The 24,655-nt window shown below is 62.3% G+C and carries 24 protein-coding genes and 4 tRNA genes; 8 read left to right on the top strand and 20 right to left on the bottom strand.

Annotation, left to right across the window (positions count from 1 at the left end; genetic code table 11):
- Positions 1-325: 325 nt before the first annotated feature.
- From rplA to AACH55_RS00430, 20 genes are all read right to left on the bottom strand, one after another.
- The gene (gene rplA, locus AACH55_RS00525) at positions 326-1,021 is read right to left on the bottom strand and encodes a 50S ribosomal protein L1 (RefSeq protein WP_338717475.1); all 696 of its coding nucleotides are present in this window, start codon (positions 1,019-1,021) and stop codon (positions 326-328) included.
- The gene (gene rplK / locus AACH55_RS00520; RefSeq protein WP_013232178.1) at positions 1,021-1,452 is read right to left on the bottom strand and encodes a 50S ribosomal protein L11; all 432 of its coding nucleotides are present in this window, start codon (positions 1,450-1,452) and stop codon (positions 1,021-1,023) included. Before rplK ends, rplA begins: the two co-directional genes overlap by 1 nt.
- 160 nt (positions 1,453-1,612) lie before the next feature.
- Positions 1,613-2,203 (bottom strand): transcription termination/antitermination protein NusG, encoded by a 591-nt coding sequence (gene nusG / locus AACH55_RS00515; RefSeq protein ID WP_338717474.1) that lies wholly within the window; start codon positions 2,201-2,203, stop codon positions 1,613-1,615.
- Position 2,204: 1 nt separating this feature from the next.
- Complete coding sequence (secE, locus tag AACH55_RS00510; protein ID WP_338717473.1) at positions 2,205-2,585, bottom strand: preprotein translocase subunit SecE; 381 nt, start codon at positions 2,583-2,585, stop codon at positions 2,205-2,207.
- A 31-nt stretch (positions 2,586-2,616) separates the two neighbouring features.
- Positions 2,617-2,692: transfer RNA gene (locus AACH55_RS00505), tRNA-Trp, on the bottom strand.
- A 73-nt stretch (positions 2,693-2,765) separates the two neighbouring features.
- Positions 2,766-3,956 (bottom strand): elongation factor Tu, encoded by a 1,191-nt coding sequence (gene tuf / locus AACH55_RS00500; protein ID WP_008334097.1) that lies wholly within the window; start codon positions 3,954-3,956, stop codon positions 2,766-2,768.
- Between the two features lie 80 nt (positions 3,957-4,036).
- Positions 4,037-4,111: transfer RNA gene (locus AACH55_RS00495), tRNA-Thr, on the bottom strand.
- 46 nt (positions 4,112-4,157) lie between these two features.
- Positions 4,158-4,231, bottom strand: a tRNA-Gly gene (locus AACH55_RS00490).
- A gap of 80 nt (positions 4,232-4,311) precedes the next feature.
- Positions 4,312-4,397, bottom strand: a tRNA-Tyr gene (locus AACH55_RS00485).
- Positions 4,398-4,525: 128 nt separating this feature from the next.
- Positions 4,526-5,788, bottom strand: coding sequence for an AmpG family muropeptide MFS transporter (locus AACH55_RS00480; protein WP_338717471.1), 1,263 nt, complete (start codon positions 5,786-5,788; stop codon positions 4,526-4,528).
- A gap of 121 nt (positions 5,789-5,909) precedes the next feature.
- Entirely contained in the window at positions 5,910-6,524 is a 615-nt protein-coding gene (gene metW, locus AACH55_RS00475; protein ID WP_338717470.1) for a methionine biosynthesis protein MetW, read from the bottom strand.
- On the bottom strand, positions 6,521-7,660 hold the full coding sequence (locus AACH55_RS00470; protein WP_338717469.1) for a homoserine O-acetyltransferase: 1,140 nt from the start codon (positions 7,658-7,660) through the stop codon (positions 6,521-6,523). Before AACH55_RS00470 ends, metW begins: the two co-directional genes overlap by 4 nt.
- A gap of 320 nt (positions 7,661-7,980) precedes the next feature.
- On the bottom strand, positions 7,981-9,774 hold the full coding sequence (gene ptsP / locus AACH55_RS00465; RefSeq protein ID WP_338717468.1) for a phosphoenolpyruvate--protein phosphotransferase: 1,794 nt from the start codon (positions 9,772-9,774) through the stop codon (positions 7,981-7,983).
- A gap of 246 nt (positions 9,775-10,020) precedes the next feature.
- Positions 10,021-10,290: an HPr family phosphocarrier protein gene (locus AACH55_RS00460; protein WP_139969367.1), complete on the bottom strand. Its 270-nt coding sequence runs from the start codon at positions 10,288-10,290 to the stop codon at positions 10,021-10,023.
- 58 nt (positions 10,291-10,348) lie between these two features.
- On the bottom strand, positions 10,349-10,759 hold the full coding sequence (locus AACH55_RS00455) for a PTS fructose transporter subunit IIA (RefSeq protein WP_198937161.1): 411 nt from the start codon (positions 10,757-10,759) through the stop codon (positions 10,349-10,351).
- A 65-nt stretch (positions 10,760-10,824) separates the two neighbouring features.
- Entirely contained in the window at positions 10,825-11,793 is a 969-nt protein-coding gene (gene gshB, locus AACH55_RS00450; protein ID WP_338717466.1) for a glutathione synthase, read from the bottom strand.
- 39 nt (positions 11,794-11,832) lie between these two features.
- Positions 11,833-13,131 carry a glutamate--cysteine ligase gene (gene gshA / locus AACH55_RS00445; protein ID WP_338717465.1) on the bottom strand — a complete coding sequence of 433 codons (1,299 nt, stop codon included), beginning with the start codon at positions 13,129-13,131 and terminating at the stop codon, positions 11,833-11,835.
- A 409-nt stretch (positions 13,132-13,540) separates the two neighbouring features.
- The gene (gene amt / locus AACH55_RS00440; RefSeq protein WP_338717463.1) at positions 13,541-15,076 is read right to left on the bottom strand and encodes an ammonium transporter; all 1,536 of its coding nucleotides are present in this window, start codon (positions 15,074-15,076) and stop codon (positions 13,541-13,543) included.
- A 15-nt stretch (positions 15,077-15,091) separates the two neighbouring features.
- Positions 15,092-15,430, bottom strand: a complete 339-nt coding sequence (locus AACH55_RS00435) for a P-II family nitrogen regulator (protein WP_006713297.1) — start codon at positions 15,428-15,430, stop codon at positions 15,092-15,094.
- A gap of 12 nt (positions 15,431-15,442) precedes the next feature.
- Positions 15,443-16,222: a TorF family putative porin gene (locus tag AACH55_RS00430; protein ID WP_338717458.1), complete on the bottom strand. Its 780-nt coding sequence runs from the start codon at positions 16,220-16,222 to the stop codon at positions 15,443-15,445.
- 424 nt (positions 16,223-16,646) lie between these two features.
- Between AACH55_RS00430 and AACH55_RS00425 the strand changes: the two genes are divergently transcribed.
- The 8 genes from AACH55_RS00425 to AACH55_RS00390 all read left to right on the top strand — a co-directional run bounded on the left by AACH55_RS00425 (position 16,647) and on the right by AACH55_RS00390 (position 24,642).
- A complete protein-coding gene (locus AACH55_RS00425) occupies positions 16,647-16,892 on the top strand; it encodes an accessory factor UbiK family protein (protein ID WP_338717457.1) in 246 nt (81 codons plus the stop codon).
- A gap of 73 nt (positions 16,893-16,965) precedes the next feature.
- On the top strand, positions 16,966-18,489 hold the full coding sequence (locus AACH55_RS00420) for a YifB family Mg chelatase-like AAA ATPase (protein ID WP_338717456.1): 1,524 nt from the start codon (positions 16,966-16,968) through the stop codon (positions 18,487-18,489).
- A 316-nt stretch (positions 18,490-18,805) separates the two neighbouring features.
- A complete protein-coding gene (locus tag AACH55_RS00415) occupies positions 18,806-19,420 on the top strand; it encodes a CDP-alcohol phosphatidyltransferase family protein (RefSeq protein WP_338717455.1) in 615 nt (204 codons plus the stop codon).
- Positions 19,417-21,168, top strand: coding sequence for a bifunctional alpha/beta hydrolase/class I SAM-dependent methyltransferase (locus AACH55_RS00410; RefSeq protein ID WP_338717454.1), 1,752 nt, complete (start codon positions 19,417-19,419; stop codon positions 21,166-21,168). The genes AACH55_RS00415 and AACH55_RS00410 overlap by 4 nt, the downstream gene beginning before the upstream one ends.
- Positions 21,165-22,523, top strand: coding sequence for a phosphatase PAP2/dual specificity phosphatase family protein (locus AACH55_RS00405; protein WP_338717453.1), 1,359 nt, complete (start codon positions 21,165-21,167; stop codon positions 22,521-22,523). Before AACH55_RS00410 ends, AACH55_RS00405 begins: the two co-directional genes overlap by 4 nt.
- The gene (locus AACH55_RS00400) at positions 22,516-23,043 is read left to right on the top strand and encodes a hypothetical protein (protein WP_338717452.1); all 528 of its coding nucleotides are present in this window, start codon (positions 22,516-22,518) and stop codon (positions 23,041-23,043) included. Before AACH55_RS00405 ends, AACH55_RS00400 begins: the two co-directional genes overlap by 8 nt.
- A gap of 20 nt (positions 23,044-23,063) precedes the next feature.
- The gene (locus AACH55_RS00395; RefSeq protein ID WP_338717450.1) at positions 23,064-23,684 is read left to right on the top strand and encodes a lysophospholipid acyltransferase family protein; all 621 of its coding nucleotides are present in this window, start codon (positions 23,064-23,066) and stop codon (positions 23,682-23,684) included.
- A 16-nt stretch (positions 23,685-23,700) separates the two neighbouring features.
- A complete protein-coding gene (locus tag AACH55_RS00390; protein ID WP_338717449.1) occupies positions 23,701-24,642 on the top strand; it encodes a phosphatidate cytidylyltransferase in 942 nt (313 codons plus the stop codon).
- Positions 24,643-24,655: the final 13 nt, after the last annotated feature.

The raw sequence follows: 24,655 nt of genomic DNA, 5'->3' as shown, positions 1-24,655 counted from the left end.
CAAAAATAGTACTCGGCCACTACACAGGCCACTGCCTGCTTGCCTTGCACCGGTTCGAACACGGCGTCCGACGTTTAGGAGTTCACTGCAGCATAGGGCAAAACTGAATATGCTGCCTGAGACTACGAAACTTGCTCGGGTTCACCATCTGCGTTGGGTCCACTGGACTTGCGACCAGCGTTTTTAACTTCGTCCGGCTTGTTGCTGCCGGCTTCCGCCCAACGGTCTTTGAAGGCCTGCCGCAGTCAATTGCTGATTGCTTTCAATTGCGACAGCCCAAAGAGATGCCCCGCTTCCTTACGGAAACGGGGACTGTATTGCTTGCTTAGGCAACCAGGGAAGCCTGGTCCACGCGAACGCCGGCGCCCATGGTGGACGACAGAGCGATCTTGCGCAGATAGACACCCTTGCTGCTGGCCGGCTTGGCCTTGTTCAGGGCATCGATCAGAGCCAGCAGGTTGGCCTTCAGATCGGCGTCGGAGAACGACTTGCGGCCGATGGTGGCGTGGATGATACCGGACTTGTCGGTACGATATTGCACCTGACCAGCCTTGGCGTTCTTGACGGCAGTTGCCACGTCCGGAGTCACGGTACCGACCTTCGGGTTAGGCATCAGGCCACGGGGACCCAGGATCTGACCCAGGGTACCGACGATACGCATGGTGTCGGGCGAAGCGATGACGATATCGAACGGCATGTCGCCGGCCTTCACGCGCTCTGCCAGGTCTTCCATGCCAACCACGTCAGCGCCAGCTGCCTTGGCAGCTTCAGCCTTGTCGCCGGAAGCGAACACGGCCACGCGAACGGTCTTGCCGGTACCGGCAGGCAGCACCACCGAACCACGGACCACTTGGTCCGACTTCTTCGCGTCCACGCCCAGCTGGACGGACACGTCGATCGATTCGTTGAACTTGGCGGTTGCGAATTCCTTGATCAGGGAGACGGCGTTGTCGAACGGATAGGCCTTGGTACGGTCGACCTTTTCCTTCATTGCCTTGACGCGCTTGGATACCTTAGCCATTACAGACCCTCCACCGTGATGCCCATCGAACGTGCGGAACCAGCGATGGTACGCACGGCAGCTTCCAGATCAGCAGCGGTCAGGTCCGGCTTCTTCTGGGTTGCGATTTCTTCCGCTTGCTTGCGGGTGATCTTGCCAACCTTGTCGGTATGCGGCTTGGAGGAACCCTTCTGGATACCAGCAGCCTTCTTGATCAGGATGGTCGCCGGCGGGGTCTTCATCACGAAGGTGAAGGACTTGTCCGCGAAGGCGGTGATCACGACGGGAATCGGCAGACCCGGTTCAACACCTTGAGTCTGGGCGTTGAAGGCCTTGCAGAATTCCATGATGTTCAGACCGCGCTGACCCAGCGCAGGACCGATCGGGGGAGACGGGTTCGCTTTACCAGCTGGCACTTGCAGCTTGATAAAACCAATAATCTTCTTTGCCATGACGGCTCCTTATTGATTGAGTTGTAGCGCCGTTTCATCGGCCTTGCGGCGTCTTACTCGGGCTCCTCGGAATGCTGAATTGGCGGACGGTGATTTGTCCGGTACGCTCCAGCGGGCGTTGAAAACTTGACAGGGAAAGGCGGGATTCCGGAAGGCGGGATCAGACTTTTTCCAGTTGGCCGAATTCGAGTTCGACCGGGGTGGCGCGACCGAAGATGGTGACCGAGACGCGCACGCGCGATTTCTCGTAGTTCACTTCCTCGACGTTGCCGTTGAAGTCGGTGAACGGGCCTTCCTTGATACGGACCATTTCGCCCACTTCGTAGAGCACCTTAGGACGGGGCTTCTCGACGCCTTCTTGCATCTGGCGGAGCAGCGAGTCCACTTCGCGCTGCGGCAGCGGGGTCGGACGATTCGACTTGCCGCCGATGAAACCGGTCACTTTGGCGGTGTTCTTCACCAAGTGCCACGTTTCGTCCGTCATTTCCATTTCGACTAGGACGTAGCCCGGGAAGAAACGACGCTCGGTCACGGACTTGTGACCATTCTTCATATCAACGACTTCTTCAGTCGGCACCAGGATCTGGCCGAACTGGTCTTGCATGCCGGCGCGGTTGATGCGCTCGGTCAGCGCGCGCTGCACGCTCTTTTCCATGCCGGAATACGCATGCACCACGTACCAGCGCTTGTTTCCTGCGCCTGAAACGCTTTGCGCACCAATCGGTGCGCTGTCTTGCGTGCTATCGCTCATGTTATTTCCAGCCCAAAATTACGTCGTACAACAGGAACTCGAGCAACTTGTCCGTGCCCCACAGGAAGATGGCCATGATCAGCACGAAGGCGAACACCACCCCGGTGATCTGCATGGCTTCCTTGCGGGTGGGCCAGACGACTTTCTTGGTTTCGCGCACGGATTCCTTGGCGAAACCGACGAAGCCGCGGCCTTGTGCAGAGGTCCAGGCAAACGCTACCGCCACCAGCAGACCGGCGACCAGGGCGACGGCGCGCACCGGAGTCGACTGATCAGACAACACAAAAAAACCGACCACGCCAGCAACCACAGCCACGATCGCCAGGGCGATCTTGATCTTGTCGTTGGAGGTGTTGACGGTTTGAACTGGCTGGCTAGACATATTTACTTTCAGTACCCTGCACCAGATTCGGTGGCAGGGGCGGAGGGCATCGAACCCCCAACCTTCGGTTTTGGAGACCGACGCTCTGCCAATTGAGCTACGCCCCTACAAAAACTCGCGATTGAGACACGAATGCCGCGATACATTACGCACCGCGGCAAAGTGTTTTACAGCTTGATCTTAGTCGAAGATCTTGGCAACCACGCCGGCGCCGACGGTACGGCCGCCTTCACGGATAGCGAAGCGCAGACCTTCTTCCATGGCGATCGGGTTGATCAGTTGCACGGTGATCGACACGTTGTCGCCCGGCATGACCATTTCCTTGTCCTTCGGCAGTTCGATCGCACCGGTCACGTCGGTGGTACGGAAGTAGAACTGCGGACGGTAGTTGTTGAAGAACGGGGTGTGACGGCCGCCTTCGTCCTTCGACAGAACATAGATCTCGCCGGTGAAGTGCTTGTGCGGCTTGATCGAACCCGGCTTGGCCAGAACCTGGCCACGCTGAACGTCTTCACGCTTGGTGCCGCGCAGCAGCACGCCAACGTTGTCGCCAGCCTGACCCTGGTCCAGCAGCTTGCGGAACATTTCCACGCCGGTGCAGGTGGTCTTCTGGGTGTCAGCGATACCGACGATTTCGATTTCTTCGCCGACCTTGATGATGCCGCGCTCAACGCGACCGGTCACCACGGTGCCGCGGCCGGAGATCGAGAACACGTCTTCCACCGGCATCAGGAAGGTACCGTCAACGGCACGTTCCGGGGTCGGGATGTAGGTGTCCAGAGCTTCTGCCAGAGCCATAATGGCTTGTTCGCCCAGGGGACCGGTGTCGCCTTCCAGCGCCAGCTTGGCCGAACCCTTCACGATGGGCAGGTCGTCGCCAGGGAACTCGTACTTCGACAGCAGTTCGCGGACTTCCATTTCCACCAGTTCCAGCAGTTCAGCGTCGTCCACCATGTCGGCCTTGTTCAGGAAGACGATGATGTAAGGCACGCCAACCTGACGCGACAGCAGGATGTGTTCACGGGTCTGGGGCATCGGGCCGTCAGCGGCCGAGCACACCAGGATCGCGCCGTCCATCTGCGCTGCGCCGGTGATCATGTTCTTCACATAGTCGGCGTGGCCAGGGCAGTCAACGTGTGCGTAGTGACGGTTTGCGGTTTCGTATTCGACGTGCGCGGTGTTGATGGTGATGCCGCGCGCCTTTTCTTCAGGCGCTGCGTCGATCTGGTCGTAGGCCTTCGCTTCGCCGCCGAACTTCTTCGACAGAACGGTTGCGATTGCAGCGGTCAGGGTGGTCTTGCCGTGGTCAACGTGACCGATGGTGCCGACGTTCACGTGCGGCTTGGTCCGTTCAAACTTGCCTTTTGCCATCTTAGACTCCTAGATTTGATGAGAATGTCCAGGCAACACGCCCGACTGATTACTGACTTGTCAGCGATACGACGAGAAACTGGTGCCCTTGACGTGGATTGAACACGTGGCCTCTCCCTTACCAAGGGAGTGCTCTACCACTGAGCTACAAGGGCATTTTTCCGACTGCACAACAACCAAACATGCAACCGGACCAAAACTTGGAGCGGGTGAAGGGAATCGAACCCTCGTCTTAAGCTTGGAAGGCTTCAGCTCTACCATTGAGCTACACCCGCGAGGAAACAACTTTCACTTCACAACCGCCGCGTCTTTCGATCGCGTATGTACTGCAGGACTGCTTTGACTCCCGGCCTAATGGTGGAGAGGGCTGGATTCGAACCAGCGTACTCGTAAGAGGGCAGATTTACAGTCTGCTGCCATTAACCACTCGGCCACCTCTCCGTGCAGGGAACTCAAAACTATATAGGAACATCTCTAGACTGTCAACTAAATTTTCGCTTCAGGGCTAAATATTTTATCGACTGCCGGATATTGCTCAGAGGAACGACCCGCGACGTTTTTTCGAATCTTCAGGCTTTTTGTGTCTGCGACTCAACCGGCTTTTCATTCCAGGGCGCAATTCTAGGCAACATCAGCATTCCAGGCAAGGCCAGAACGAAACAAATCAGAAAAAAATTTAACCAGCCGGTGTCGGCGACGATATATCCCACCGAAGAATTCACGAACGTACGTGGCACGGCCATCAAACTCGTGAACAGCGCAAACTGGGTGGCGGTGTAGCGTGGATCGGTCTCGCGCATGATGTAGGCCACGAAGGCGGTAGTGCCCAGCCCCACGCCAAAGGCTTCCACCCCGATCACCACGGCCAGCACCGGCAGGCTGGCGCCGACGTGGGCCAGCCAGGCAAAACCCAGGATGGGAATGGCCTGCAGCACCCCGAACACCCACAAGCCGCGATTGATGCCCAGCCGCACCATCCAGATGCCGCCGATGATGCCGCCGGCCACGCTGGCCCACAGGCTGGTGGTCTTGGAGACCACGCCGATCTCGGTCATCGAGAAGCCCAGATCGATGTAGAACTTGGTGGCTAGCGCAGTGGCCATGCTGTCACCCAGCTTGTAGAGGAAGATGAAGCCCAGCACCCACAGCGCATTGCCCCAGCCGCCACGGGCGATGAATTCACGGAACGGCAGCACCACTGCCTCGTAGAGATTCTTGGGCGGGGCGCCATAGACCTTGGGCTCCTTGACCACCAGCGAACACAGCAGCCCCGGCAGCATGAAGGCAGCCGTGATCCAGAACACGGTCGGCCACGGCATCTGGTCGGCCAGCACCAGCGACAACGCGCCCGGCACCATGCCGGAGAGCTTGTAGGCATTGACGTGGATGGCGCTGCCCAGGCCGAGTTCGGCTTCGGGCAGGATCTCGCGGCGGTAGGCGTCGATGGCGATGTCCTGGCTGGCCGAGAGGAAAGCGACGACCGAGGCCATGAAGGCGATGGTGCTGACATCGGTCAGCGGATCGAGCATCCCCATGCCGCCAATGGCCAGAAACAGCAGCAGCTGCGTGAACACCATCCACCCGCGCCGCCGCCCCATGCGGCCGAAGTGGAAGCGGTCCATCAGCGGCGACCACACGAACTTCCAGGTGTAGGGGAACATCACCAGCGCGAACAGCCCGAGTGTCTTCACGTTCAGGCCCGACTTGGCCAGCCAGGCCTGCAACAGGCTCAGCAGGATGAACAGCGGCAGGCCGGAAGTAAAGCCGAGGAAGACGCAGATCAGCATGCGCCGGTTCAGGTATTGATGCCAGGAAGCGGCGGGTGAGGTCATAGAGTTGGGGCGGATCAGCTCGAAAAACGCGGGATATGAAACAAAAAACGAAACAAAAAACGCCGGTGGCCAGCGCTGGGCGCTGCCGGACCGGCGTCTGCGGGCATGGTGAAGCTTTTGGCTATTTTGTGGCGGATTTCTTGCGCAGCCTGAACACCGCCAGGCTGCCACGCCAGTTGGGCAGGTAGCGCACCGGTTTGCCATCCTTCAGGGCGACGCATTCCAGCACTTCCAGCCCCAGCTCGTTGGCCAGCGCCTCGAAGTCCCTGATCGTGGCGCAGCGCAGGTTCGGCGTATCATACCACTGGTACGGCAGGCTCCTCGACACCGGCATGCGCCCCCGCAGCAGCGCCACGCGGTGCGGCCAGTAGGCGAAGTTGGGGAAGGAAACCGTCACCTCGCGCCCGACCCGGGCGATCTCGCGCAGGGTCCCCTCCACATCCTTGACCATCTGCAGCGCCGACAGGCACAGCACGGTATCAAAGGCATTGTCCTCGAACATGGCCAGGCCGCCATTCAAGTCCTGCTGGATCACCGACACGTTGCGCGCCACGCACTTGGGAATCTGGGCATCGTCGATCTCCACGCCGTAGCCGGAGCAGCCCTTGTCGCTCTGCAGATAATCCAGCATCACGCCATCGCCACAGCCCAGGTCCAGCACCTGCGACTTTTCGCGCACCCAATGGGCGATGAAAGCCAGGTCGGGGCGCAGTGCGCTCAATTGTTCGAAAGTCATGCGCGGCCCTCCTGCTGCAGTTCAGTCCAGATGCTTCCGTAGTACTCGCGCACCACCTTCATGTAGCGTGCATCGTCCAGCAGGAAAGCGTCATGCCCGTGCGGGGCGTCGATTTCGGCATAGCTCACGCGGCGCTTGTTGGCCACCAGCGCCTGCACCATCTCGCGGCTGCGCTCGGGCGAGAAGCGCCAGTCGGTGGTGAAGGACACCAGCAGGAATTTGGCGCGCGTACGCGCAAATGCCCGCGCCAGATCGCCGCCAAATTCGCGCGCCGGGTCGAAGTAGTCCAGCGCCTTGGTGATGAGCAGATAGGTATTGGCGTCGAAGTAGGTGGAGAACTTGTCGCCCTGGTAGCGCAGGTAGGATTCGATCTCGAAATCCACGCCATAGCCGAACTGGTACTCGCCCGAGCGCAGGTCACGACCGAATTTCTCGGCCATGTCGTCATCCGACAGATAGGTGATATGCCCCACCATGCGCGCCACCCGCAAGCCATTCTTGGGCACCACGCCATGCGCGTAGAAATCGCCGCCGTGGTACTGCGGATCGGTCAGGATGGCCTGGCGCGCCACGTCGTTGAAGGCGATATTCTGGGCCGACAGCTTGGGCGTGGACGCGATCACCAGACAGTGGCGCAGGCGCTCCGGATACATCATGCTCCAGGCCAGCGCCTGCATGCCGCCCAGGGATCCTCCCATGATGGCGGCGAAGCAGTTGATGCCGAGGCGGTCCGCCAGGCGGGCCTGGGCGTTGACCCAATCTTCCACCGTCACCACCGGGAAATCGGCGCCGTAGGGCTTGCCGGTGGCCGGATTGGTATGCATCGGCCCGGTCGAGCCGAAACAGGAACCGAGGTTGTTGACGCCAATGACGAAGAAACGGTCTGTATCCAGCGACTTGCCCGGACCGACCATGTTGTCCCACCAGCCCACGTTGTCCGGGTCATCGGCATACACGCCGGCCACGTGATGTGAAGCATTGAGCGCGTGGCAGACCAGCACGGCATTGGATTTGTCGGCATTGAGGGTGCCGTAGGTTTCATAGGTCAGCGAATAGTCCGACAGCGAGGCGCCGCTTTGCAGCGGCAGCGGCCCGGCGAAATGCATGACCTGGGGCGATACGATTCCGATCGACATGATTGTTCTGCGTAAGTGACTCGGCGCCAGGCGGCTCGGGGGGAGCGGCGCTGGCGGTCGCTTCGCCGGGCGGCATGGCCAGTCTCGTGCGCGGGCAACAAAAAAGCCCGGAAGCAGTGCTTGCGGGCTTACTCATCGATGGGGCCAAGTCTTGGGAAGAACAGCTGATCCAAGCTCGCTTTAGCCGCATTTAGATGGGATCAGGATCCCGGCGCCCGCAAGCTGAAGTTGGTCAAACCGTTCAAATCGGCGCAGTGGCGTAAGAATACCCAAGTCGGGCAGGCCCGTCAAACGGCCCAGCCCGGCTTGCATCCAGCCTCTCAACGGCGGCGCGCGGCGACTTTGACATCGGCCACGACCGGTTCCGCCTGCAGCGCCTGCAACTGCGCCATGGCCGCGCTGATGGCGGCCGGCTCGGTGGCGCGCAGCACCTTCTTGACCTGCGGTTCCAGAAGGCGCAGGTCGCTGTTCAAGATCTCGTTCTTCACCGAGAGAATCTGCGAAGGATGCATGGAAAATTCCAGCAGCCCCATGCCCAGCAGCAGGCGCGTCCATTTCAGGTCGCCTGCCATTTCGCCGCAGACCGAGACCGGGATGCCGGCCTTGCGCCCCTGGGAAATGACGGTGGAGAGCAGGAACAACACGGCCGGATGCAGCGGATCGTAGAGATGCGCCACTTCATGGTCCACGCGGTCGATGGCCAGGGTGTACTGGATCAGGTCATTGGTGCCGATGGAAAGGAAGTCCAGCCGCTTGATGAACAGCGGCAGCGCCAGCGCAGCGGCCGGGATCTCGATCATGGCGCCGACCGGGATGTCTTCATCGAACTTCTGCTTGCGCTCGCGCAGCTGCTGCTTGGCCTGCTCGATCATGGTCAGGGTCTGATCGATCTCGAAGGCATGCGCCATCATCGGCACCAGCAGCTTGATCGGGCCATAGGCCGAGGCACGCAGGATGGCGCGCAACTGTGTCAGGAACATCTGCGGCTCGGACAGGCAATAGCGGATCGCGCGCAGGCCCAGGGCCGGGTTCAGGGCGGTTTCCTCATCCTCGTCCAGCGGCTTGTCGGCGCCCACGTCCAGGGTACGGATGGTGACCACCCGGCCCTTCATGGCAATGACGGCCTGCTTGTAGGATTCGAACTGCTCATCCTCGCTGGGGAATTTCTCCAGATGATGGCCGGCGCGTCCCATGAACAGAAATTCCGAACGGAACAGGCCGATGCCCATGGCCCCCGCCTCGAAGGCATTGGCCGCATCGTTGGGCAATTCGATGTTGGCCAGCAGCGTGATCGGCTCGCCATCCTGGGTGATGGCCGGCGTTTTCTTCAGACGTGAAAGTTTCTTCCGCTCGCGCAGCAGTCTTTCTTGCCGCGCGCGGTACTGCGCCAGCACGAGCGGTGAGGGATCGACGATGACCACGCCGGCATCGCCATCGATGATGAGCACGTCATCGTGCTTCACCAGGACTGAAGCATTGTGCATCCCCACGGCCGCCGGGATGGCCAGGCTGCGGGCCACGATGGCGGTATGCGAGTTGGGACCGCCCAGATCGGTGACGAAGCCGGCAAAGGCGCTCTCGCGGAATTGCAGCATGTCGGCCGGCGAAATGTCGTGCGCCACCACGATGATGTTGGCGGCCGCTTCGCCGGTAGGGGGCAGCGGGCTGGCGCTGCCGGTGAGAATCTTGAGGATGCGCTCGCCGACCTGCTGGATGTCGGCCTTGCGCTCGCGCAGGTAGGGGTCCTCGATTTCGTCGAACTGCGCGGACAACTCTTCGATCTGCGTCACCAGCGCCCATTCGGCGTTGTAGTAACGATGGCGGATGATGTCTTGCGGCACCTCGGCCAGCATCGGGTCCGACAGGATCAGCGAATGCACATCGATGAACGCGCCCAGTTCGGGCGGCGCATCCTTGGGCAGTTCGGAGCGGATGATATGAAGTTCCTGGTGCACCGCCTTGACCGCGCTGCGCAGGCGCTCGATCTCGGCCTCGACCTGATCGGGTGCGATCAGGTAATGCTTGACGTCCAGTGCGGCCGGCGCCATCAAATGCGCGCGTCCGATGGCGATGCCTTGCGACACCGCGATTCCATGTAAGCTGAATGAAGCCATCGCGTATCTCCTGCTAGTCTTTTTATAGTCCGCCGTGTTGCCTGCGCGCGGTAGCCAGGAGCAAGTTACCGAACAAAGTATAGTTTGGCAATCACCGCCATTGGCATCAGGGGAAGACTATAAGACCAGCAGCGTATATGAACATTGTTTCAGCCCGCACGCGACGCGTGCAGGCGTTGACATATCGCAAGAAGCATTCCAGCCAGGCTGCGGTGTTGCGCCGCAATACCACAGCCCTGGTAACCATCACTGGCCTTCGCCGAACTTGTCCGCAATCAGGGCTTCCAGCGCGGTGAAGCATTCCTGTTCATCGGCGCCGTTGGTTTCCAGGGTCACGATGCTGCCCTTGCCGGCGGCCAGCATCATCACGCCCATGATGGACTTGGCGTTGACGCGGCGCTTGTTGAAGGTCATCCAGACTTCGCTCTTGAACTTGCCGGCCAGCTGGGTGAGCTTGGCGGAGGCACGGGCATGCAGGCCCAGCTTGTTGACGATTTCGAGTTCTTTTTGAATCATGTTCTGCTTTCGTTTTTATCTTGTTGGCGCGGTACCGGCCATGACTACGTGAAGCGCCTCAGGCCGAGGCTGCCACGCGGATGCGATTGTCGATCCGCACCGCACCATTCTGGCCCCCTGCCAGGGCCATTTCAACCACCACATCCAGCGTGTCGTTACGGTAGGTCAGCGCCCGCAACAGCATGGGCAGGCTGATGCCGGCGATCACCTGGACGTTGCCCAGCCCGCACAGGAAGCCCGTACAGTTGGAGGGCGTACCGCCCATGACGTCGGTGATGACCAGCACGCCGCTGCCATCATCGAGGCGTTCGACCGCCTCGATGGCCAGTTTTTGCACTTCGGCCGGGTTCTGGTCGGCGATCACGTCGATCGCCTCCATCTTTTCGGGCCGGCCGCGGAAGACGTGCGTGGCGGCGGCTACGAAGGCTTGCCCCAGCGGGGCGTGCGTCAAGAGAAGAATACCAACCATGGAATATTTGCCATCTGATGCGACGCGCTTTTCCCCGAGCAGCCCGTCATGCTCCGTCGATCCCATCAGCCGACCGACCCCGTTGTTTCTGCTGCCCCTGCAGCGGCCTCCAGCGCATCCACGAACATCGCTGCCACATCAAACCCGGTCTGCTGCGTGATTTCCTGGAAGCAGGTCGGGCTGGTGACGTTGATCTCGGTGAGATAGTCGCCGATGGCGTCCAATCCTACCAGCAGCAAACCACGCTGATACAGGATCGGGCCCAGCGCCTCGCCGATCTCGATATCGCGGGCCGACGCCGGCTGGGCACGGCCCAAACCTCCCGCCGCCAGATTGCCGCGCACCTCGTTACCCTGCGGAATGCGTGCCAACACATTGGGCACCACCTTGCCGCCGATCAGGAGAATGCGCTTGTCGCCCGCGCTGATCTGCGGAATGAAACGCTGCGCCATGATCGTGCGTTGACCGTTGTCGGTCAGGGTTTCGATGATGGAACCCAGATTCATGCCATCGGCCTTGACGCGGAAGATGCCCATGCCGCCCATGCCATCGAGCGGTTTCAGGATCACGTCCTGATGCTCGGCGTGGAAGTCGCGCAGGCGCTTGGCGTCGCGCGTGACCAGGGTAGGCGCGGTGTATTGCGGGAACTGGGCAATGGCCAGCTTCTCGTTGTGGCTGCGGATGGCCGCCGGCTTGTTGAACACGCGCGCACCCTGCTTCTCGGCCAGCTCCAGGAGGTAAGTCGTGTAGATGTACTCCATGTCGAAGGGCGGATCCTTGCGCACGATCACCGCATCGAATTCGGAGAGGAAAGAGGAGCCCCGCTTCTCCGCCCGGTACCAGTCATCGGCCTCGCCGGTGAGCGTGATCTTGAAGGCGTTGGCCGTCACCAGGCCGCTCTCCAGCACCAGGTCGCCCTGTTCGAAGGCATACAGGGTATGACCGCGGCGGGCGGCCTCGCGCATCATGGCGAAGGTGGAATCCTTGTAGGTCTTGAACGACTCCAGAGGATCGGCGAGGAAAGCGATTTTCATGAGACTAGGGTCCTGTTGAGCCTGGTGCAGGCTCTGTGTTTAATAAACTTCCGGGTTGGGATCGGTCTTTTCCATCTCCACCGAGGCCGCCAGCAACGCCAGCCGCGCCACCACGCCATACATGTAGAAACGGTTGGGCGCGGCCGTACCCGGCTTGGCGTGCATGTCCGGCAGCGCGTGCTGCTGGGCGAAGGCCAGCGGCACGAAATGCGCGCCGGGCGCATTGAGGTTTTCATTCACGCCGCGCTCGGCATGAACGCGATAGAAGCCGCCCACCACGTAGCGGTCGATCATGTAGACCACCGGCTCGGCCACGGCCTGATTGATGCGTTCGAAGGAGTGCACGCCTTCCTGCACGATCACTTCCGACACCTCCAGCCCTTCCTTGCCGGCCAGCATGCCGGTGCGCTGCTTGCGGTTGAGATCCTTGATCTCGCTGGCATCCTTGACCGTCATGATGCCCATGCCATAGGTGCCGGCATTGGCCTTGATGAAGACGAAGGGCTGCTCCTTGATGCCGTATTCCTTGTACTTCTTGCGGATCTTCGACAGCAGCGAGGAGACGCTATCGGCCAGTGCGTCGGTGCCGGTGTTGTCCTGGAAATCGATGTCGCTGACCTTGGCGAAGAGCGGGTTGAGCATCCAGGGATCGACCTCGACCATTTTGGAAAACTTCTTCACCACTTCATCGTAGGCGGCAAAGTGATTGCTCTTGCGGCGCAGCGCCCAGCCCGCATGCAGCGGCGGCAGGACGCTTTGTTCATGTAGCCCTTCCAGCACCGAAGGAATGCCGCTGGAGAGGTCATTGTTGAGCAGCACGGTACAGGGATCGAAATTCTTCAAGCCCAGTCGGCGCCCATTGGCCGAGCGCTCCAGCGGTTCCAGCGTGATGTGGGTGCCATCCGGCAGTTCGATCTGCTGCGGCTTGGTGGCGCCCGGCGCCAGCGTGCCCAGGCGGACGTTCAGGCCGGTCTGGCGGAAGATCTGCATGAGCCGGCCGATGTTCTGCAGGTAAAAGGTATTGCCGGGCTGGGTTTCCGGGATCAGCAGCAGGTTGCGCGCATCCGGACAGTATTTCTCGATGGCCGCCATCGCCGCCTGCACCGCCAGCGGCAGCATTTCCGGCGAAAGGTTGTTGAAGCCACCCGGGAACAGGTTGGTATCGACCGGCGCCAGCTTGAAGCCGGCATTGCGCAGGTCCACCGAGCAATAGAAGGGCGGCGTGTGCTCCTGCCACTCCATGCGGAACCAGCGTTCGATGGCCGGCGTGGCGCCCAGGATTTTCTTCTCCAGCTCCAGCAGGGGACCATTCAGAGCGGTGACGAGATGCGGGACCATAAAAGACCTTAACTAAATGTAAATGCCGGCAGCGAGTGTCGATTTTAGCGGATTCCTGAAACCGTGTTGCGACGCAGTAGACGCCGTTGTTGCCATTTCAGCAAAGCCCTGAACCGGCCACGGTCGCTGCAAAGGCGTGGCTGGGAGTGTACAGGTGGCGATGATGGCGGCATTTTAAAGAGTCCGACTCAAATACTCGGGAATTATCCTCGCTCGACGCGGGAATGCATCAGGAAACCGTTTTTCCTGAAGGAAATGGCCAAAATGCGACAACTTGGCGGTATGACAAGTATGCGCTTCTGTTCAGCTCTCGACGCATCCAAATGAAAAAAGGCGCCCGAAGGCGCCTTATAAAGAGGCCGTTTCCAGCCCCGAAGGAATACTGCAGACTCAGTACGACAGATGATGCTTAGTGGTAAGCCGATTCGCCGTGGCTGGAGATATCCAGGCCTTCGCGTTCTTCTTCCTCGGTCACACGCAGGCCGATGACGACATCGACGATCTTGTAGGCGATGAAGGAGACCACGCCCGACAGGATCACGGTGGTCAGCACGCCCTGGAACTGGATCCAGACCTGGCCGCCGATGGAGTAGTCAGGCGCAACAGCGTTGGTCACGTAGTCGTAGATACCGGTGCCGCCCAGGCTGGGGGCTGCGAACACGCCGGTCAGGATGGCACCCAGGATACCGCCCACGCCGTGCACGCCGAAGACATCCAGCGCGTCGTCCGAACCCAGGATCTTCTTCAGGCCGCTCACGCCCCACAGGCACAGCAGACCAGCGATCAGGCCCATGACCACGGCACCGATGACGCCCACGAAACCAGCAGCCGGGGTGATCGCCACGAGGCCGGCAACGGCACCGGAAGCCGCGCCCAGCATGGAGGGCTTGCCCTTGCCGATCCATTCGCCGAAGCTCCAGGACAGCACTGCGGCAGCGGTGGCCAGGATGGTGTTGACGAAGGCCAGAGCGGCGCTGCCGTTGGCTTCCAGGGCCGAGCCGGCGTTGAAGCCGAACCAGCCGAACCACAGCAGCGAGGCACCGACCATGGTCAGGGTCAGGCTATGCGGCTTGAAGGCTTCCTTGCCGAAACCGATACGCTTGCCGATCACGTAGGAGCCGACCAGGCCGGCGATAGCGGCGTTGATGTGCACCACGGTACCGCCAGCGAAGTCCAGCGCGCCCTTCTGGAACAGCCAGCCCGAGATGGCGGTCGCCTTTTCAGCGGCAGCCGTGTCGGTGAAGGCATCCGGACCCGGCCAGAACCAGACCATGTGGGCCATCGGCAGGTAGGAGAAGGTGAACCACAGGACCGAGAACAGGATCACGGCCGAGAACTTCACACGTTCGGCGAAGGAACCGATGATCAGCGCCACGGTGATGGCGGCGAACGCACCCTGGAAGGCGACGAAGGCCAGTTCCGGAATCACCACGCCCTTGCTGAAGGTGCCGGTGTTGGAGTCACCATTGAGGCCGTGCAGGAACAGGCGATCGAAGCCACCGAAGAAGGCATTGCCCTCGGTGAACGCGATGCTGTAGCCGTAGACGAACCACAGGATGTAGATCAGAGAGAAGATCACGAAGCACTGCATCAGCACCGACAGCATGTTCTTGCTGCGCACCAGGCCGCCGTAGAACAGGCCCAGGCCCGGCAGGGTCATCAGGATGACGAAGGCGGTCGAGATCAGCATCCAGGCGGTGTCGCCCTTGTTGGGAACCGGTGCCGGTGCGGCAGCGGCAGCCGCCGGAGCAGCCGGTGCTGCTGCAGCGGGAGCGGCCGCGTCGGCCTTGGGCGCTGCCGGGGCGGCAGCGGCCGGAGCAGCGGCGGCGGCCGCTGCAGCTTCAGGCTTGGGCGCGTCCTGCGCCTGGGCCGGAGCGGTAAAACCTACCGCCAACAACAGCGCGCCAATGGCGAGCGCGCCGGAAAACATTTTCTTCATGCTCATTAGAATTCCCCTTTTTTACAGAGCGTCTTTGCCGGTTTCGCCGGTACGGATACGGATCACGTCCAGCAGATCCTGGACGAAGATCTTGCCGTCACCGATCTTGCCGGTGCGTGCGGCGGTTTCGATGGCTTCCAGGGCGCGCTCGACGATGGCGTCGTCCACCGCGGCCTCGATCTTGGTCTTGGGCAGGAAATCGACCACATACTCGGCGCCCCGGTACAGCTCGGTATGGCCTTTCTGACGACCGAAGCCCTTGACTTCGGTCACGGTGATGCCTTGCACACCGATCGCGGAGAGGGCTTCTCGCACCTCATCCAGCTTGAACGGTTTGATGATCGCAGTGATCAGTTTCATACGAACCTCTTGTTAGAAAGTTTTGCTGATGGAGAACACAACGCCGCCCTTGCCGACGTTCTTGAAACCATCCGAGCCCGGGGTGGTGGAGACACCATCCTTCAGGTCGGTACCGACGTAGGCCAGGCCCAGAGTGATGCCGGCTGCTTCGTCGAAGGTCTTGGACAGACCGATCTTCCAGTCGGTATAGCTCAGCTGCGAGTTGCCGCGCACTTCCTGGCGACCCAGGTGCAGACCCAGCACCACACCGTAGAAGGTATCGATATTGGCGCCCAGGTCGAAGTACTGGCTGTACTTGCTGTTGACGTTGCCGAACAGGTTGGTCAGCGACTGGGAATACTTGAAGTAAGCCGGGCCATAGCCGACCTGGCCATACAGTTCGAAGGTATTGGCGTTCTTCACGCCGCTGTTGGCCAGGGTGTTGCCGGGGTAGTAGTAGTACAGGCCACCGACGTCATAAGTGAAGCCGCCGCCGATGTCGCCGCGCTTGCCGCCGTAGATATCCCACTCGACGTTGCCCTTGGTGTCGGTACCGGTGAGGGCGCCGGCATCCTTGATCCACTTGATGGTGCTCAGCCAGGTACCGGCGTAGAGACCGGTCGGGTTGTGCGTGTAGTCAGCACCAACCTGCAGGGCCGGGTCGAAGCGGGTCTGGGTCAGGCCGCGGTAGCGGTAGTCGCTCACCACGGCAGCGTTGAAGCTCAGTTCATTGTCCGGCTTGGCGTCCTCTGCGCGGGCCACGGTAGAAACGAAGGATGCGGCGATGGCTGTTGCAAGAATCAGTTTCTTCATGACTTTCCCTCTGGTTTATGTTTGAACAATAAAGTCTTTTTTATCTTTGCCCCAACCCATTAGCAGGAGCCGTGCCATGTCTTCTCGGCAAGGCAGACTTGTGTTTTCGCGAGAAACCAGAGATTTGCAACGATTTTTTTCTAGATCAGCTTCAAAATAGTGCACGAAGCATCGAAATGCACGTCATTGGTGCGATATTGATTGTTTTTTGTCAATCCTGCATCGAACGCGGCAAACACATTTTGGTGCGCGGGCGGCGGGCGAGGCCAGGATCACCAAGACGGCGCATTCCCGGAAGGAAATTTCATCTTCAGCCCGGCACCTGTGCACAAAATTGCGGTCAGAACAGGTCAGCGCGGTTTAATTTGAGGATGGGCGGGAAACCGCTAAACTTGCGGCACAGCTATCTGACAAGGAGATCCACATGGACAAGTCCCCATTTTTTGAAGACCTGCAATCCAAGATCAACAAGGCAATCGAGAACTCTCCGGCCAAGGACATCGAGAAGAACGTCAAGGCCATGCTGAGTCAAGGTTTTGCCAAGCTGGACCTGGTGACGCGCGAGGAATTCGACGTCCAGGCCCAGGTCCTGGCCAAGACCCGAGCCCGCCTGGAGGCGCTGGAAGCGCGTGTTGCCGAGCTTGAGGCTCAGCAAAAACAGACTCCATGATCCTGACCAAGACACTTTTCTCTTTCCCTCCCCCTTCCCTTCTCTGTTCTGCCAAGCTGCCAGGCGCATTGCGATGAGCCTGGCGGTCTTGCGCAGCCGCGCCCTGGCGGGCATGAGCGCCCCGCCGGTGACGGTCGAGGTGCATCTGGCCAATGGCTTGCCGGCTTTCACCATCGTCGGGCTCCCCGAAGCCGAGGTGAAGGAAGCCCGTGATCGCGTCCGGGCGGCACTGCAGAATGCCCGGTTTGAATTCCCTGCCCGCCGCATTACCGTCAACTTGGCCCCGGCCGACCTGCCCAAGGAATCCGGGCGCTTTGACCTGGCCATCGCCTTGGGCATCCTGGCGGCTTCCGAGCAGATCCCGGGCGACCGCCTGGACGATCATGAATATGCCGGCGAACTGTCGCTGTCGGGCCAACTGCTGCCGATTCGCGGCGCGCTGGCGATGACCTGCGCGATGCAGCGCCAGCATCAACAGGATGGCCACCCGCGCAGCTTCATCCTGCCGGCCGCCAATGCCGACGAAGCGGCGCTGCTGCCGCAGGCCCACATCCTGCCGGCGACCTCGCTGCTGGAGGTCTGCAATCACTTCAGCACGCGCGATCCGGCAGCGCGGCTGCAACGACACCAGGCGCGGAGGGCCACCGGCACGCCGGCGTATCCGGATTTCAGCGACATCAAGGGACAATTGCAGGCGCGGCGTGCCATGGAGGTGGCGGCGGCCGGCAATCACAGCATCTTGCTGGTCGGCCCGCCCGGAGCAGGCAAGTCCATGCTGGCCACGCGCTTTCCCGGCATCCTGCCGCCGATGACGCAGGAGCAGGCGCTGGAATCGGCTGCCGTGCAGTCGCTGACCGGCCGTTTCGACATCAACCGCTGGCAGCAGCGCCCGTACCGCGCCCCGCATCACACGGCATCCGCAGTGGCGCTGGTCGGCGGCGGCAGCCCGCCGCGGCCGGGCGAGATTTCGCTGGCCCATCATGGCGTCCTGTTCCTGGACGAGATCGCAGAGTATCCCCGCAGCGTGCTCGACGTGCTGCGCCAGCCGATGGAGTCGGGACACATCGTCATCTCGCGGGCGGCCAGGCAGGCGCAGTTTCCGGCCCGCTTCCAGCTGGTCGCGGCGATGAATCCTTGCCCGTGCGGGCTCTTTGGAGATGCGGCGGGGCGCTGCCGCTGCACGCCGGAGGTCGTCAAACGCTACCAGGCCCGCCTGTCGGGGCCGCTGCTGGACCGCATCGACATGCAATTGCAGGTGGCGGCCCTGAGTCCGGCCGAACTGGCGGCCCAGCAGCCGGGGGAAGCCAGCGCCGTCATGGCACAGCGCGTCGCGCATGCCTTTGAACGGCAATTGCAGCGCCAGGGCAAACCCAACAGCCAGCTCAGCGGCAGCGAAATCGACCGGATCTGCCGGCACGACGCAGCCGCCGCCCAACTGCTTCAAGCCGCCATATTGCGGCTGAACTGGTCGGCGCGGGCCTATCACCGGGTACTGAAGCTGGCGCGCACGATTGCCGACCTGGCCGGGTCCAGCGTGATCACGCACGCGCACGTGGCCGAGGCAGTGCAATACCGGCGGATGCTGACCGGGAATTGAGCGGCAGCGATATGCAATCTGACGCAACGATCCGCTCACCGGGGCCACATCGCTGCATCGTCTTCTGCCTCGCCTGCCCGCTGCAACCTTGCCAAAAGCGATGACATTCAATCAATGCGTGCCTTGAATGGCTACGAGAACTCCCTCCTCTTTCCGTTGAATTCCATTTCTGCTCGCATCAGGGGGGGAACAAAAGACGCCATTGCTTTGCCAAAGGTGAGCTTCGCCCGACACAACAAATAACAACTCAGAATCGACAACAAGGACGATCCCCCATGCCCTCTCCCCTCCCCGACGACCGTGCGGCAGGCGCCGCATGATCAGCATCTATCAACTCAAACCCCGCTTCCAGGCGCTTTTGCGACCCATGGTGCGCGCCCTGGCCCAGGCCGGCGTGACGGCCAATGCGGTGACCGTGCTGGCCATGCTGGTCTCGCTGGCACTGGGCGTGCTGCTGTTCGTGGCCGGGCCGCAGCGGCCGGCGCTGTTCCTGCTGCTGCCGCTGTGGATGTTCCTGCGCATGGCCTTCAATGCCGTCGATGGCATGCTGGCGCGTGAATTCGGCCAGCAGTCGGCGCTGGGGGCCTATCTCAACGAGTTGACCGACGTCATCTCCGATGCGGCGCTGTACCTGCCCTTTGCACTGGTGGCCCCGTTCGGCTGGGCCAGCGTGGGCGGGGTGATCTTCCTGTCTGCGGTGTCGGAGATGACCGGGGCGCTCGGCCCCATGGTCGGTGCACCGCGCCAGTACGACGGCCCCATGGGCAAGAGCGACCGCGCCTTCCTGTTCGGCGCGCTGGGCCTGTGGCTGGGACTGGCCGGCAACCTCCCGGCCTGGATCTTCTGGGCGCTGCCGGTGGCTGTTGCCGCCATCCTCCTCAATATCGTCAACCGCATCCGCAGCGGCCTGCGCGCCGCCTCCCACCCATGACTCGATCCTGCCAGGAACACCAGTTCACCACCCACGACGGCCAATCCCTGTTCTATCGCCGCTGGCCGGCCACCGGCGGGCAGCGGCGCGGCGCAGTCGTCATGTTCCATCGCGGCCACGAACACGGCGGGCGCATGGCGCACCTGGTCGATGAACTGGGCCTCTCCGATTTCGATTTCTATGCCTGGGATGCGCGCGGTCATGGCCGTTCGCCAGGCCCGCGCGGCTATTCCCCCAGTTTTGCGCACTCGGTGCGGGACATACAAACCTTCATACACCACCTGCGCGACCAGTGGCAGGTGGCCGAGGAAGACATGGCCGTGCTGGCTCAGAGTGTGGGCGCGGTGCTGGTCTCGACCTGGGCGCATGACTACGCGCCCCGCGTGCGCTGCCTGGTACTGGCTTCGCCCGCCTTCAAGGTGAAGCTTTATGTTCCTTTCGCGCGTCCGGGACTGGCCCTGCAGCAGAAGCTGCGTGGCAATTTCTTCGTCAACAGCTACGTAAAAGCGAAGTATCTGACCCACGACCGGCAGCGCCAGGTCTCCTACGACAGCGATCCGCTGATCAGCCGCCCGATCTCCGTGAACATTTTGCTGGCGCTGTATGAAGCGGCTGAACGCGTGGTCGCCGATGCCCAGGCCATCACCATTCCCACGCAATTGCTCATTTCGGGCGCGGACTGGGTGGTGCACCATGGCCCCCAGCACGATTTCTTCGCACGCCTGGGCACAACGGTGAAGGAAAAGCACGTCCTCCCGGGCTTCTACCACGACACCTTCGGCGAGAAGGATCGCAAGATCGCCACCGATCTTGCGCGTGAATTCATCCTGCGCCAGTTCTCCCAACCCTGGGCCCGTCCGGACCTGCGCCAGTCGCACCGCCAGGGTCCGACCTTCGAGGAGTCGCGCCGGCTCTCCGCAGCGCTGCCCGCCCTCAGCTCCAAGGGTCTGTACTGGGCCGGGTACCGCGCCAACATGAAGCTGGGCGGCCTGCTCTCCAAGGGCGTGGCGCTGGGCCATCGCACCGGTTTTGATTCGGGCAGCACGCTCGACTACGTCTACCGCAACACACCCGAAGGCGTCGGTCCGCTGGGCCGCGCCATCGATCGCCAGTATCTGGAGGCGATCGGCTGGAAAGGCATCCGCCAGCGCAAGCTGCACGTGGAGGAATTGCTGCGCACGGCGCTGGCGCGCCTGCAGGCCGACGGACAGCCGCTGCACGTACTCGACATCGCCGCCGGCCATGGCCGCTACGTGCTGGAAGCGCTGGGCCCGGGACCGCGTCCCGACTCCATCCTGCTGCGCGACTACAGCGAACTGAACGTGCAGCAAGGGACGGCGCTGATCGCCGAGAAGGGCCTGACCGACATCGCCCGCTTCGTGCAGGGCGACGCCTTCGACCGCGCCAGCCTGGCCGCCGTCACGCCGCGCCCGACGGTGGGCATCGTCTCCGGCCTCTATGAACTGTTCCCGGACAATGAGGCCGTGACCACCTCCCTGGCCGGCCTGGCCGATGCCATCGCGCCGGGCGGCTATCTGGTCTATACCGGCCAGCCCTGGCATCCGCAGCTGGAACTGATCGCACGCGCCCTCACCAGCCATCGCGGCGGCCAGGCCTGGGTCATGCGCCGCCGCACGCAAGCCGAGATGGACCAGCTGGTGGCTGAGGCCGGGTTCGAAAAGATAGAACAGCGCATCGACCAGTGGGGCATCTTTACCGTCTCCCTGGCCCGGCGCAAGGCTGCATGAGCCAGGCCGACCGCCTGCTGCCCGCGGCAGCACCGGCCACGACGCTGCCCTGGAAACGCGGCGTGGCGTGGCTGCTGTTGCTGGGGCCGCTGTTCTTCCTCAGCTATGGCTTCGCCAACCACGCGGCGGCCGCGCGCGCCAGCGTGCCCAGCTTCTTCTATGGCTGGGAACGCCATCTCCCCTTCCTGCCCTGGACCATCCTGCCCTATTGGTCCATCGACCTGCTCTACGGGTTTTCCTTCCTGTGCTGCCGCACCCCACGCGAGACTGATCGCCATGCCCTGCGGCTGCTGACGGCGCAGCTGATCGCGGTGGCCTGCTTTTTGGCCTTTCCGCTGCGCTTTGCCTTCGTGCGGCCGGCGACCGACGGGCTGTTTGGAGCGCTCTTTGCCTCACTGGCGGCCTTCGACCTGCCCTTCAACCAGGCCCCTTCGCTGCATATCGCGCTGTTGGTGCTGATCTGGGTCCAGTTCGTCCGGCTGCGCACCCACTGGTTCTGGCAGCTGGTGATCCACAGCTGGGCGCTGCTGATCGGCCTGTCCGTGCTGACGACCTGGCAGCATCACTTCATCGATATCCCGACCGGTGCCATGCTGGGCCTGTTCTGCCTGTGGCTGTGGCCGGATGAGGGACGCAGCCCGCTCTGTCGCAGCGGCCAGCGCAGTGCGCGCCGCACGCGTCTGGCGCTGGCCTACGCGCTGGCGGCCATGCTGGCACTGGCTCTGGCAGTGGCCGTGCGCGCCCTGGCCGCACCGCTGGGCTGGCTGGCCTTGTCACTGGCCGTCGTGGCGTGGAATTACGCCCATGCCGGTGCCGCCGGTTTCCAGAAACGCCACGGCCGCCGCTCGCTGGCCGCCGCCTGGCTGCTGGCCCCGCACGCATTGGGCGCGTGGATCAATGCGCGCCTGTGGACCCGCCGCCGTCCGCAGCCTGATGCCATCACAGCCGATGTCTGGCTGGGCCGCTTGCCCGGCGCTGCCCACATGCGCGCCGGCCCGTTCGCCGCCCTGTGCGATCTCTGCGCCGAATTGCCCGCTCCGCGCGGTCCTTGGGCCTATGCCGGCCATGCCTGGCTGGACCTGGTCGCACCCGACGCCGACCAATTGCTGGCAGCCGCGCGCAGCATCGAATCGCTGCGCCGCCACGGACCGGTGCTGGTGGCCTGTGCGCTGGGCTATTCGCGCAGCGCCGCTGCAGTGGCGACCTGGCTCTGCCTGAGCGGACGCTGTGCCGACATGGCCTCTGCTCTCGCCCTGCTGGCCGAACGCCGCCCCTCGGTGGTGATCAACGCGGCGCTGCAGGAACGCCTGCGGGAGGTCGAGCTGCGCCTGCTGAAGGGGGAACGCCATGTCTGACCTGCGCCCGGGTTCCGGGGACGATGCCGCCAATGACCCCGCCCATCAAGACCTGTCGCCTGACGCCCGGCAAGCCGCTCTGAAGGCGGCGCATCAGGCCGAGATCGCCGCAGCGCTGTTGGGTCTGAGCCGTCCAGTGGATTGCTTCAGCCGACTGCTCACCATCGCCGCTCTGGTCCTGCTGGTCTTGCAGGTGAACACATCCGGCCTCTGGATACCCCTGACGATGTCCATCGCATTTGGCATCCTCGAATGCGGTTTCGCGCTACGCTGCGCCTTCGATGCGCCCCTCTTCGCCTCTTGGGCGCGCCGCTGGCAGCAGGGTATTGCACACCAGGACGATCTGGCCGCCTTCGACCTGGCCATCAAGGAAAGCGGCTTGGGTCGTCAACCTGAGCCGACACGCGGAATTGCCGAGCGCACTGCCGGTGCGCGCCGGCTGTTGCGCAACCAGTGCCGATGCCTCGCGTTGCAGGTCGGGGCCTGGATTGGGGGTTTCGTGTTCATGTTCATTTCCTGACCCTTGAAGACTGAATTTGTATGCTGATCGACCGCCTCTTCGCCTCCGCCATTTGCACCTTCGCCCGCGTCCTCACGGGCGTGCGCGCCCGCTGGTTCGCCGCGCCCGACCCCGGCAAGTTGCGCGTCTACTATCCCAACCACCGCAGCCACGGTGATTTCGTGCTGGTCTGGAGCATGCTGCCGCGCGCCATGCGCAAGCGCACCCGGCCGGTGGCCGGATCGGACTACTGGCTCAGGAGTGCGGTGCGGCGTTATGTGATCAACCGGGTGTTCCGTGGCGTGCTGGTGGATCGCCAGGCCGGCCGCAGCGCCGATCCCATTGGCGTGATGGGCCAGGTGCTGGCGGGTGGCGAGTCGCTGATTCTGTTCCCGGAAGGCACGCGCAACCTGGAAGAGGGCCTGCTGCCCTTCAAGAGCGGCCTGTATCACCTGGCCTGCGCTCATCCGGAAGTGGAACTGGTGCCGGTGTGGATCGAGAACCTCGGCCGTGCCATGCCCAAGGGCCATCTGGTACCGCTGCCGCTGCTATGCACCCTCAGCTTCGGCGAGCCCCTGATGCTGCGCCCCGATGAAAGCAAGGAACAGTTCCTGGCCCGCACCCGCCAGGCGCTGCTCGCCCTGGCCCCCGTGGCCGAATGATCTGCAACGAACGACCATGACTCCCCAAGATACCCTCCTCGCCCTGTTTGGCGGCGTGTTCGCCGTCCTTGCCCTGGCCAGTTCGGTCGGCGGCCTGCTGCGCTGGCGGCTGGCCGGACGCAGCAGCAGCGTCATCGACAATCTCAATGCCCGCATCAAGGCCTGGTGGTGGATGATCGGCGCGCTGGCCATCGCGTTCTGGATCGGCAAGACCGGTGTGGTCGTGCTGTTTGCCTTCATCTCGCTCCAGGCGCTGCGTGAATTCATTTCCGTCACCTACACCCGCGTGGGCGACCATCGGGCGCTGCTGTGGTGCTTCTTCGTGTTCCTGCCGCTGCAGTACGTACTGATCGGGATGGACTGGTATGGGCTGTTCTCCATCCTGATTCCGGTCTACGCCTTCCTGCTGCTGCCGATCTCGGCCTCGCTCTCCACCGATACCAAGCACTTCCTGGAGCGGGCGGCCAAGGTGCAGTGGGGGCTGATGATCTGCGTCTACTGCATCTCGCACGTGCCGGCGCTGCTGACGCTGCCCATCGAGGGCTTCGAAGGACGCAACCTGCAGCTGATCGTGTTCCTGGTGCTGACGGTGCAATCCAGCGATGTGTTCCAGTATGTGTGGGGTAAGCTGTTCGGCAAGCGCAAGCTGGCGCCGCAGATTTCCCCCTCCAAGACGCTGGAAGGCCTGGTCGGGGGCGTGCTGACCTCTACCGCCGTCGGTGCTGCGCTGTACTGGATCACACCCTTCAATGTCTGGCAGGCGGCGCTGGTGGCGCTGACCATCAATATCCTGGGCTTCTTCGGGGGATTCGTGCTGTCGGCGATCAAGCGTGATCGCGGACTCAAGGACTGGGGTGCCATGATCGAAGGCCATGGCGGCATGCTGGACCGGGTCGATTCGATCAGTTTCTCGGCACCGATTTTCTTTCATATCCTGCGCTACTGGTGGGTGCACTGAACCACCACCAGCA

It is taken from the genome of Herbaspirillum sp. DW155 (assembly GCF_037076565.1).
Taxonomy (GTDB): Bacteria; Pseudomonadota; Gammaproteobacteria; order Burkholderiales; family Burkholderiaceae_D; genus Herbaspirillum.
Note: the sequence above shows the minus strand (reverse complement) of the source record. Positions and strands in the feature narration are given on the sequence as shown.

What these genes read in the sequence shown, in the direction of transcription:
- AACH55_RS00435 (WP_006713297.1), bottom strand. Translation starts at nt 15,430, where the DNA reads ATGAAACTGATCACTGCGATCATCAAACCGTTCAAGCTGGATGAGGTG.
- amt (WP_338717463.1), bottom strand. Translation starts at nt 15,076, where the DNA reads ATGAGCATGAAGAAAATGTTTTCCGGCGCGCTCGCCATTGGCGCGCTG.
- metW (WP_338717470.1), bottom strand. Translation starts at nt 6,524, where the DNA reads ATGACTTTCGAACAATTGAGCGCACTGCGCCCCGACCTGGCTTTCATC.
- AACH55_RS00395 (WP_338717450.1), top strand. Translation starts at nt 23,064, where the DNA reads ATGCTGATCGACCGCCTCTTCGCCTCCGCCATTTGCACCTTCGCCCGC.
- AACH55_RS00405 (WP_338717453.1), top strand. Translation starts at nt 21,165, where the DNA reads ATGAGCCAGGCCGACCGCCTGCTGCCCGCGGCAGCACCGGCCACGACG.
- gshA (WP_338717465.1), bottom strand. Translation starts at nt 13,131, where the DNA reads ATGGTCCCGCATCTCGTCACCGCTCTGAATGGTCCCCTGCTGGAGCTG.
- rplA (WP_338717475.1), bottom strand. Translation starts at nt 1,021, where the DNA reads ATGGCTAAGGTATCCAAGCGCGTCAAGGCAATGAAGGAAAAGGTCGAC.
- AACH55_RS00480 (WP_338717471.1), bottom strand. Translation starts at nt 5,788, where the DNA reads ATGACCTCACCCGCCGCTTCCTGGCATCAATACCTGAACCGGCGCATG.
- ptsP (WP_338717468.1), bottom strand. Translation starts at nt 9,774, where the DNA reads ATGGCTTCATTCAGCTTACATGGAATCGCGGTGTCGCAAGGCATCGCC.
- tuf (WP_008334097.1), bottom strand. Translation starts at nt 3,956, where the DNA reads ATGGCAAAAGGCAAGTTTGAACGGACCAAGCCGCACGTGAACGTCGGC.
- AACH55_RS00455 (WP_198937161.1), bottom strand. Translation starts at nt 10,759, where the DNA reads ATGGTTGGTATTCTTCTCTTGACGCACGCCCCGCTGGGGCAAGCCTTC.
- AACH55_RS00400 (WP_338717452.1), top strand. Translation starts at nt 22,516, where the DNA reads ATGTCTGACCTGCGCCCGGGTTCCGGGGACGATGCCGCCAATGACCCC.
- secE (WP_338717473.1), bottom strand. Translation starts at nt 2,585, where the DNA reads ATGTCTAGCCAGCCAGTTCAAACCGTCAACACCTCCAACGACAAGATC.
- AACH55_RS00410 (WP_338717454.1), top strand. Translation starts at nt 19,417, where the DNA reads ATGACTCGATCCTGCCAGGAACACCAGTTCACCACCCACGACGGCCAA.
- AACH55_RS00470 (WP_338717469.1), bottom strand. Translation starts at nt 7,660, where the DNA reads ATGTCGATCGGAATCGTATCGCCCCAGGTCATGCATTTCGCCGGGCCG.
- AACH55_RS00430 (WP_338717458.1), bottom strand. Translation starts at nt 16,222, where the DNA reads ATGAAGAAACTGATTCTTGCAACAGCCATCGCCGCATCCTTCGTTTCT.
- rplK (WP_013232178.1), bottom strand. Translation starts at nt 1,452, where the DNA reads ATGGCAAAGAAGATTATTGGTTTTATCAAGCTGCAAGTGCCAGCTGGT.
- nusG (WP_338717474.1), bottom strand. Translation starts at nt 2,203, where the DNA reads ATGAGCGATAGCACGCAAGACAGCGCACCGATTGGTGCGCAAAGCGTT.
- AACH55_RS00460 (WP_139969367.1), bottom strand. Translation starts at nt 10,290, where the DNA reads ATGATTCAAAAAGAACTCGAAATCGTCAACAAGCTGGGCCTGCATGCC.
- AACH55_RS00420 (WP_338717456.1), top strand. Translation starts at nt 16,966, where the DNA reads ATGAGCCTGGCGGTCTTGCGCAGCCGCGCCCTGGCGGGCATGAGCGCC.
- AACH55_RS00425 (WP_338717457.1), top strand. Translation starts at nt 16,647, where the DNA reads ATGGACAAGTCCCCATTTTTTGAAGACCTGCAATCCAAGATCAACAAG.
- AACH55_RS00415 (WP_338717455.1), top strand. Translation starts at nt 18,806, where the DNA reads ATGATCAGCATCTATCAACTCAAACCCCGCTTCCAGGCGCTTTTGCGA.
- gshB (WP_338717466.1), bottom strand. Translation starts at nt 11,793, where the DNA reads ATGAAAATCGCTTTCCTCGCCGATCCTCTGGAGTCGTTCAAGACCTAC.
- AACH55_RS00390 (WP_338717449.1), top strand. Translation starts at nt 23,701, where the DNA reads ATGACTCCCCAAGATACCCTCCTCGCCCTGTTTGGCGGCGTGTTCGCC.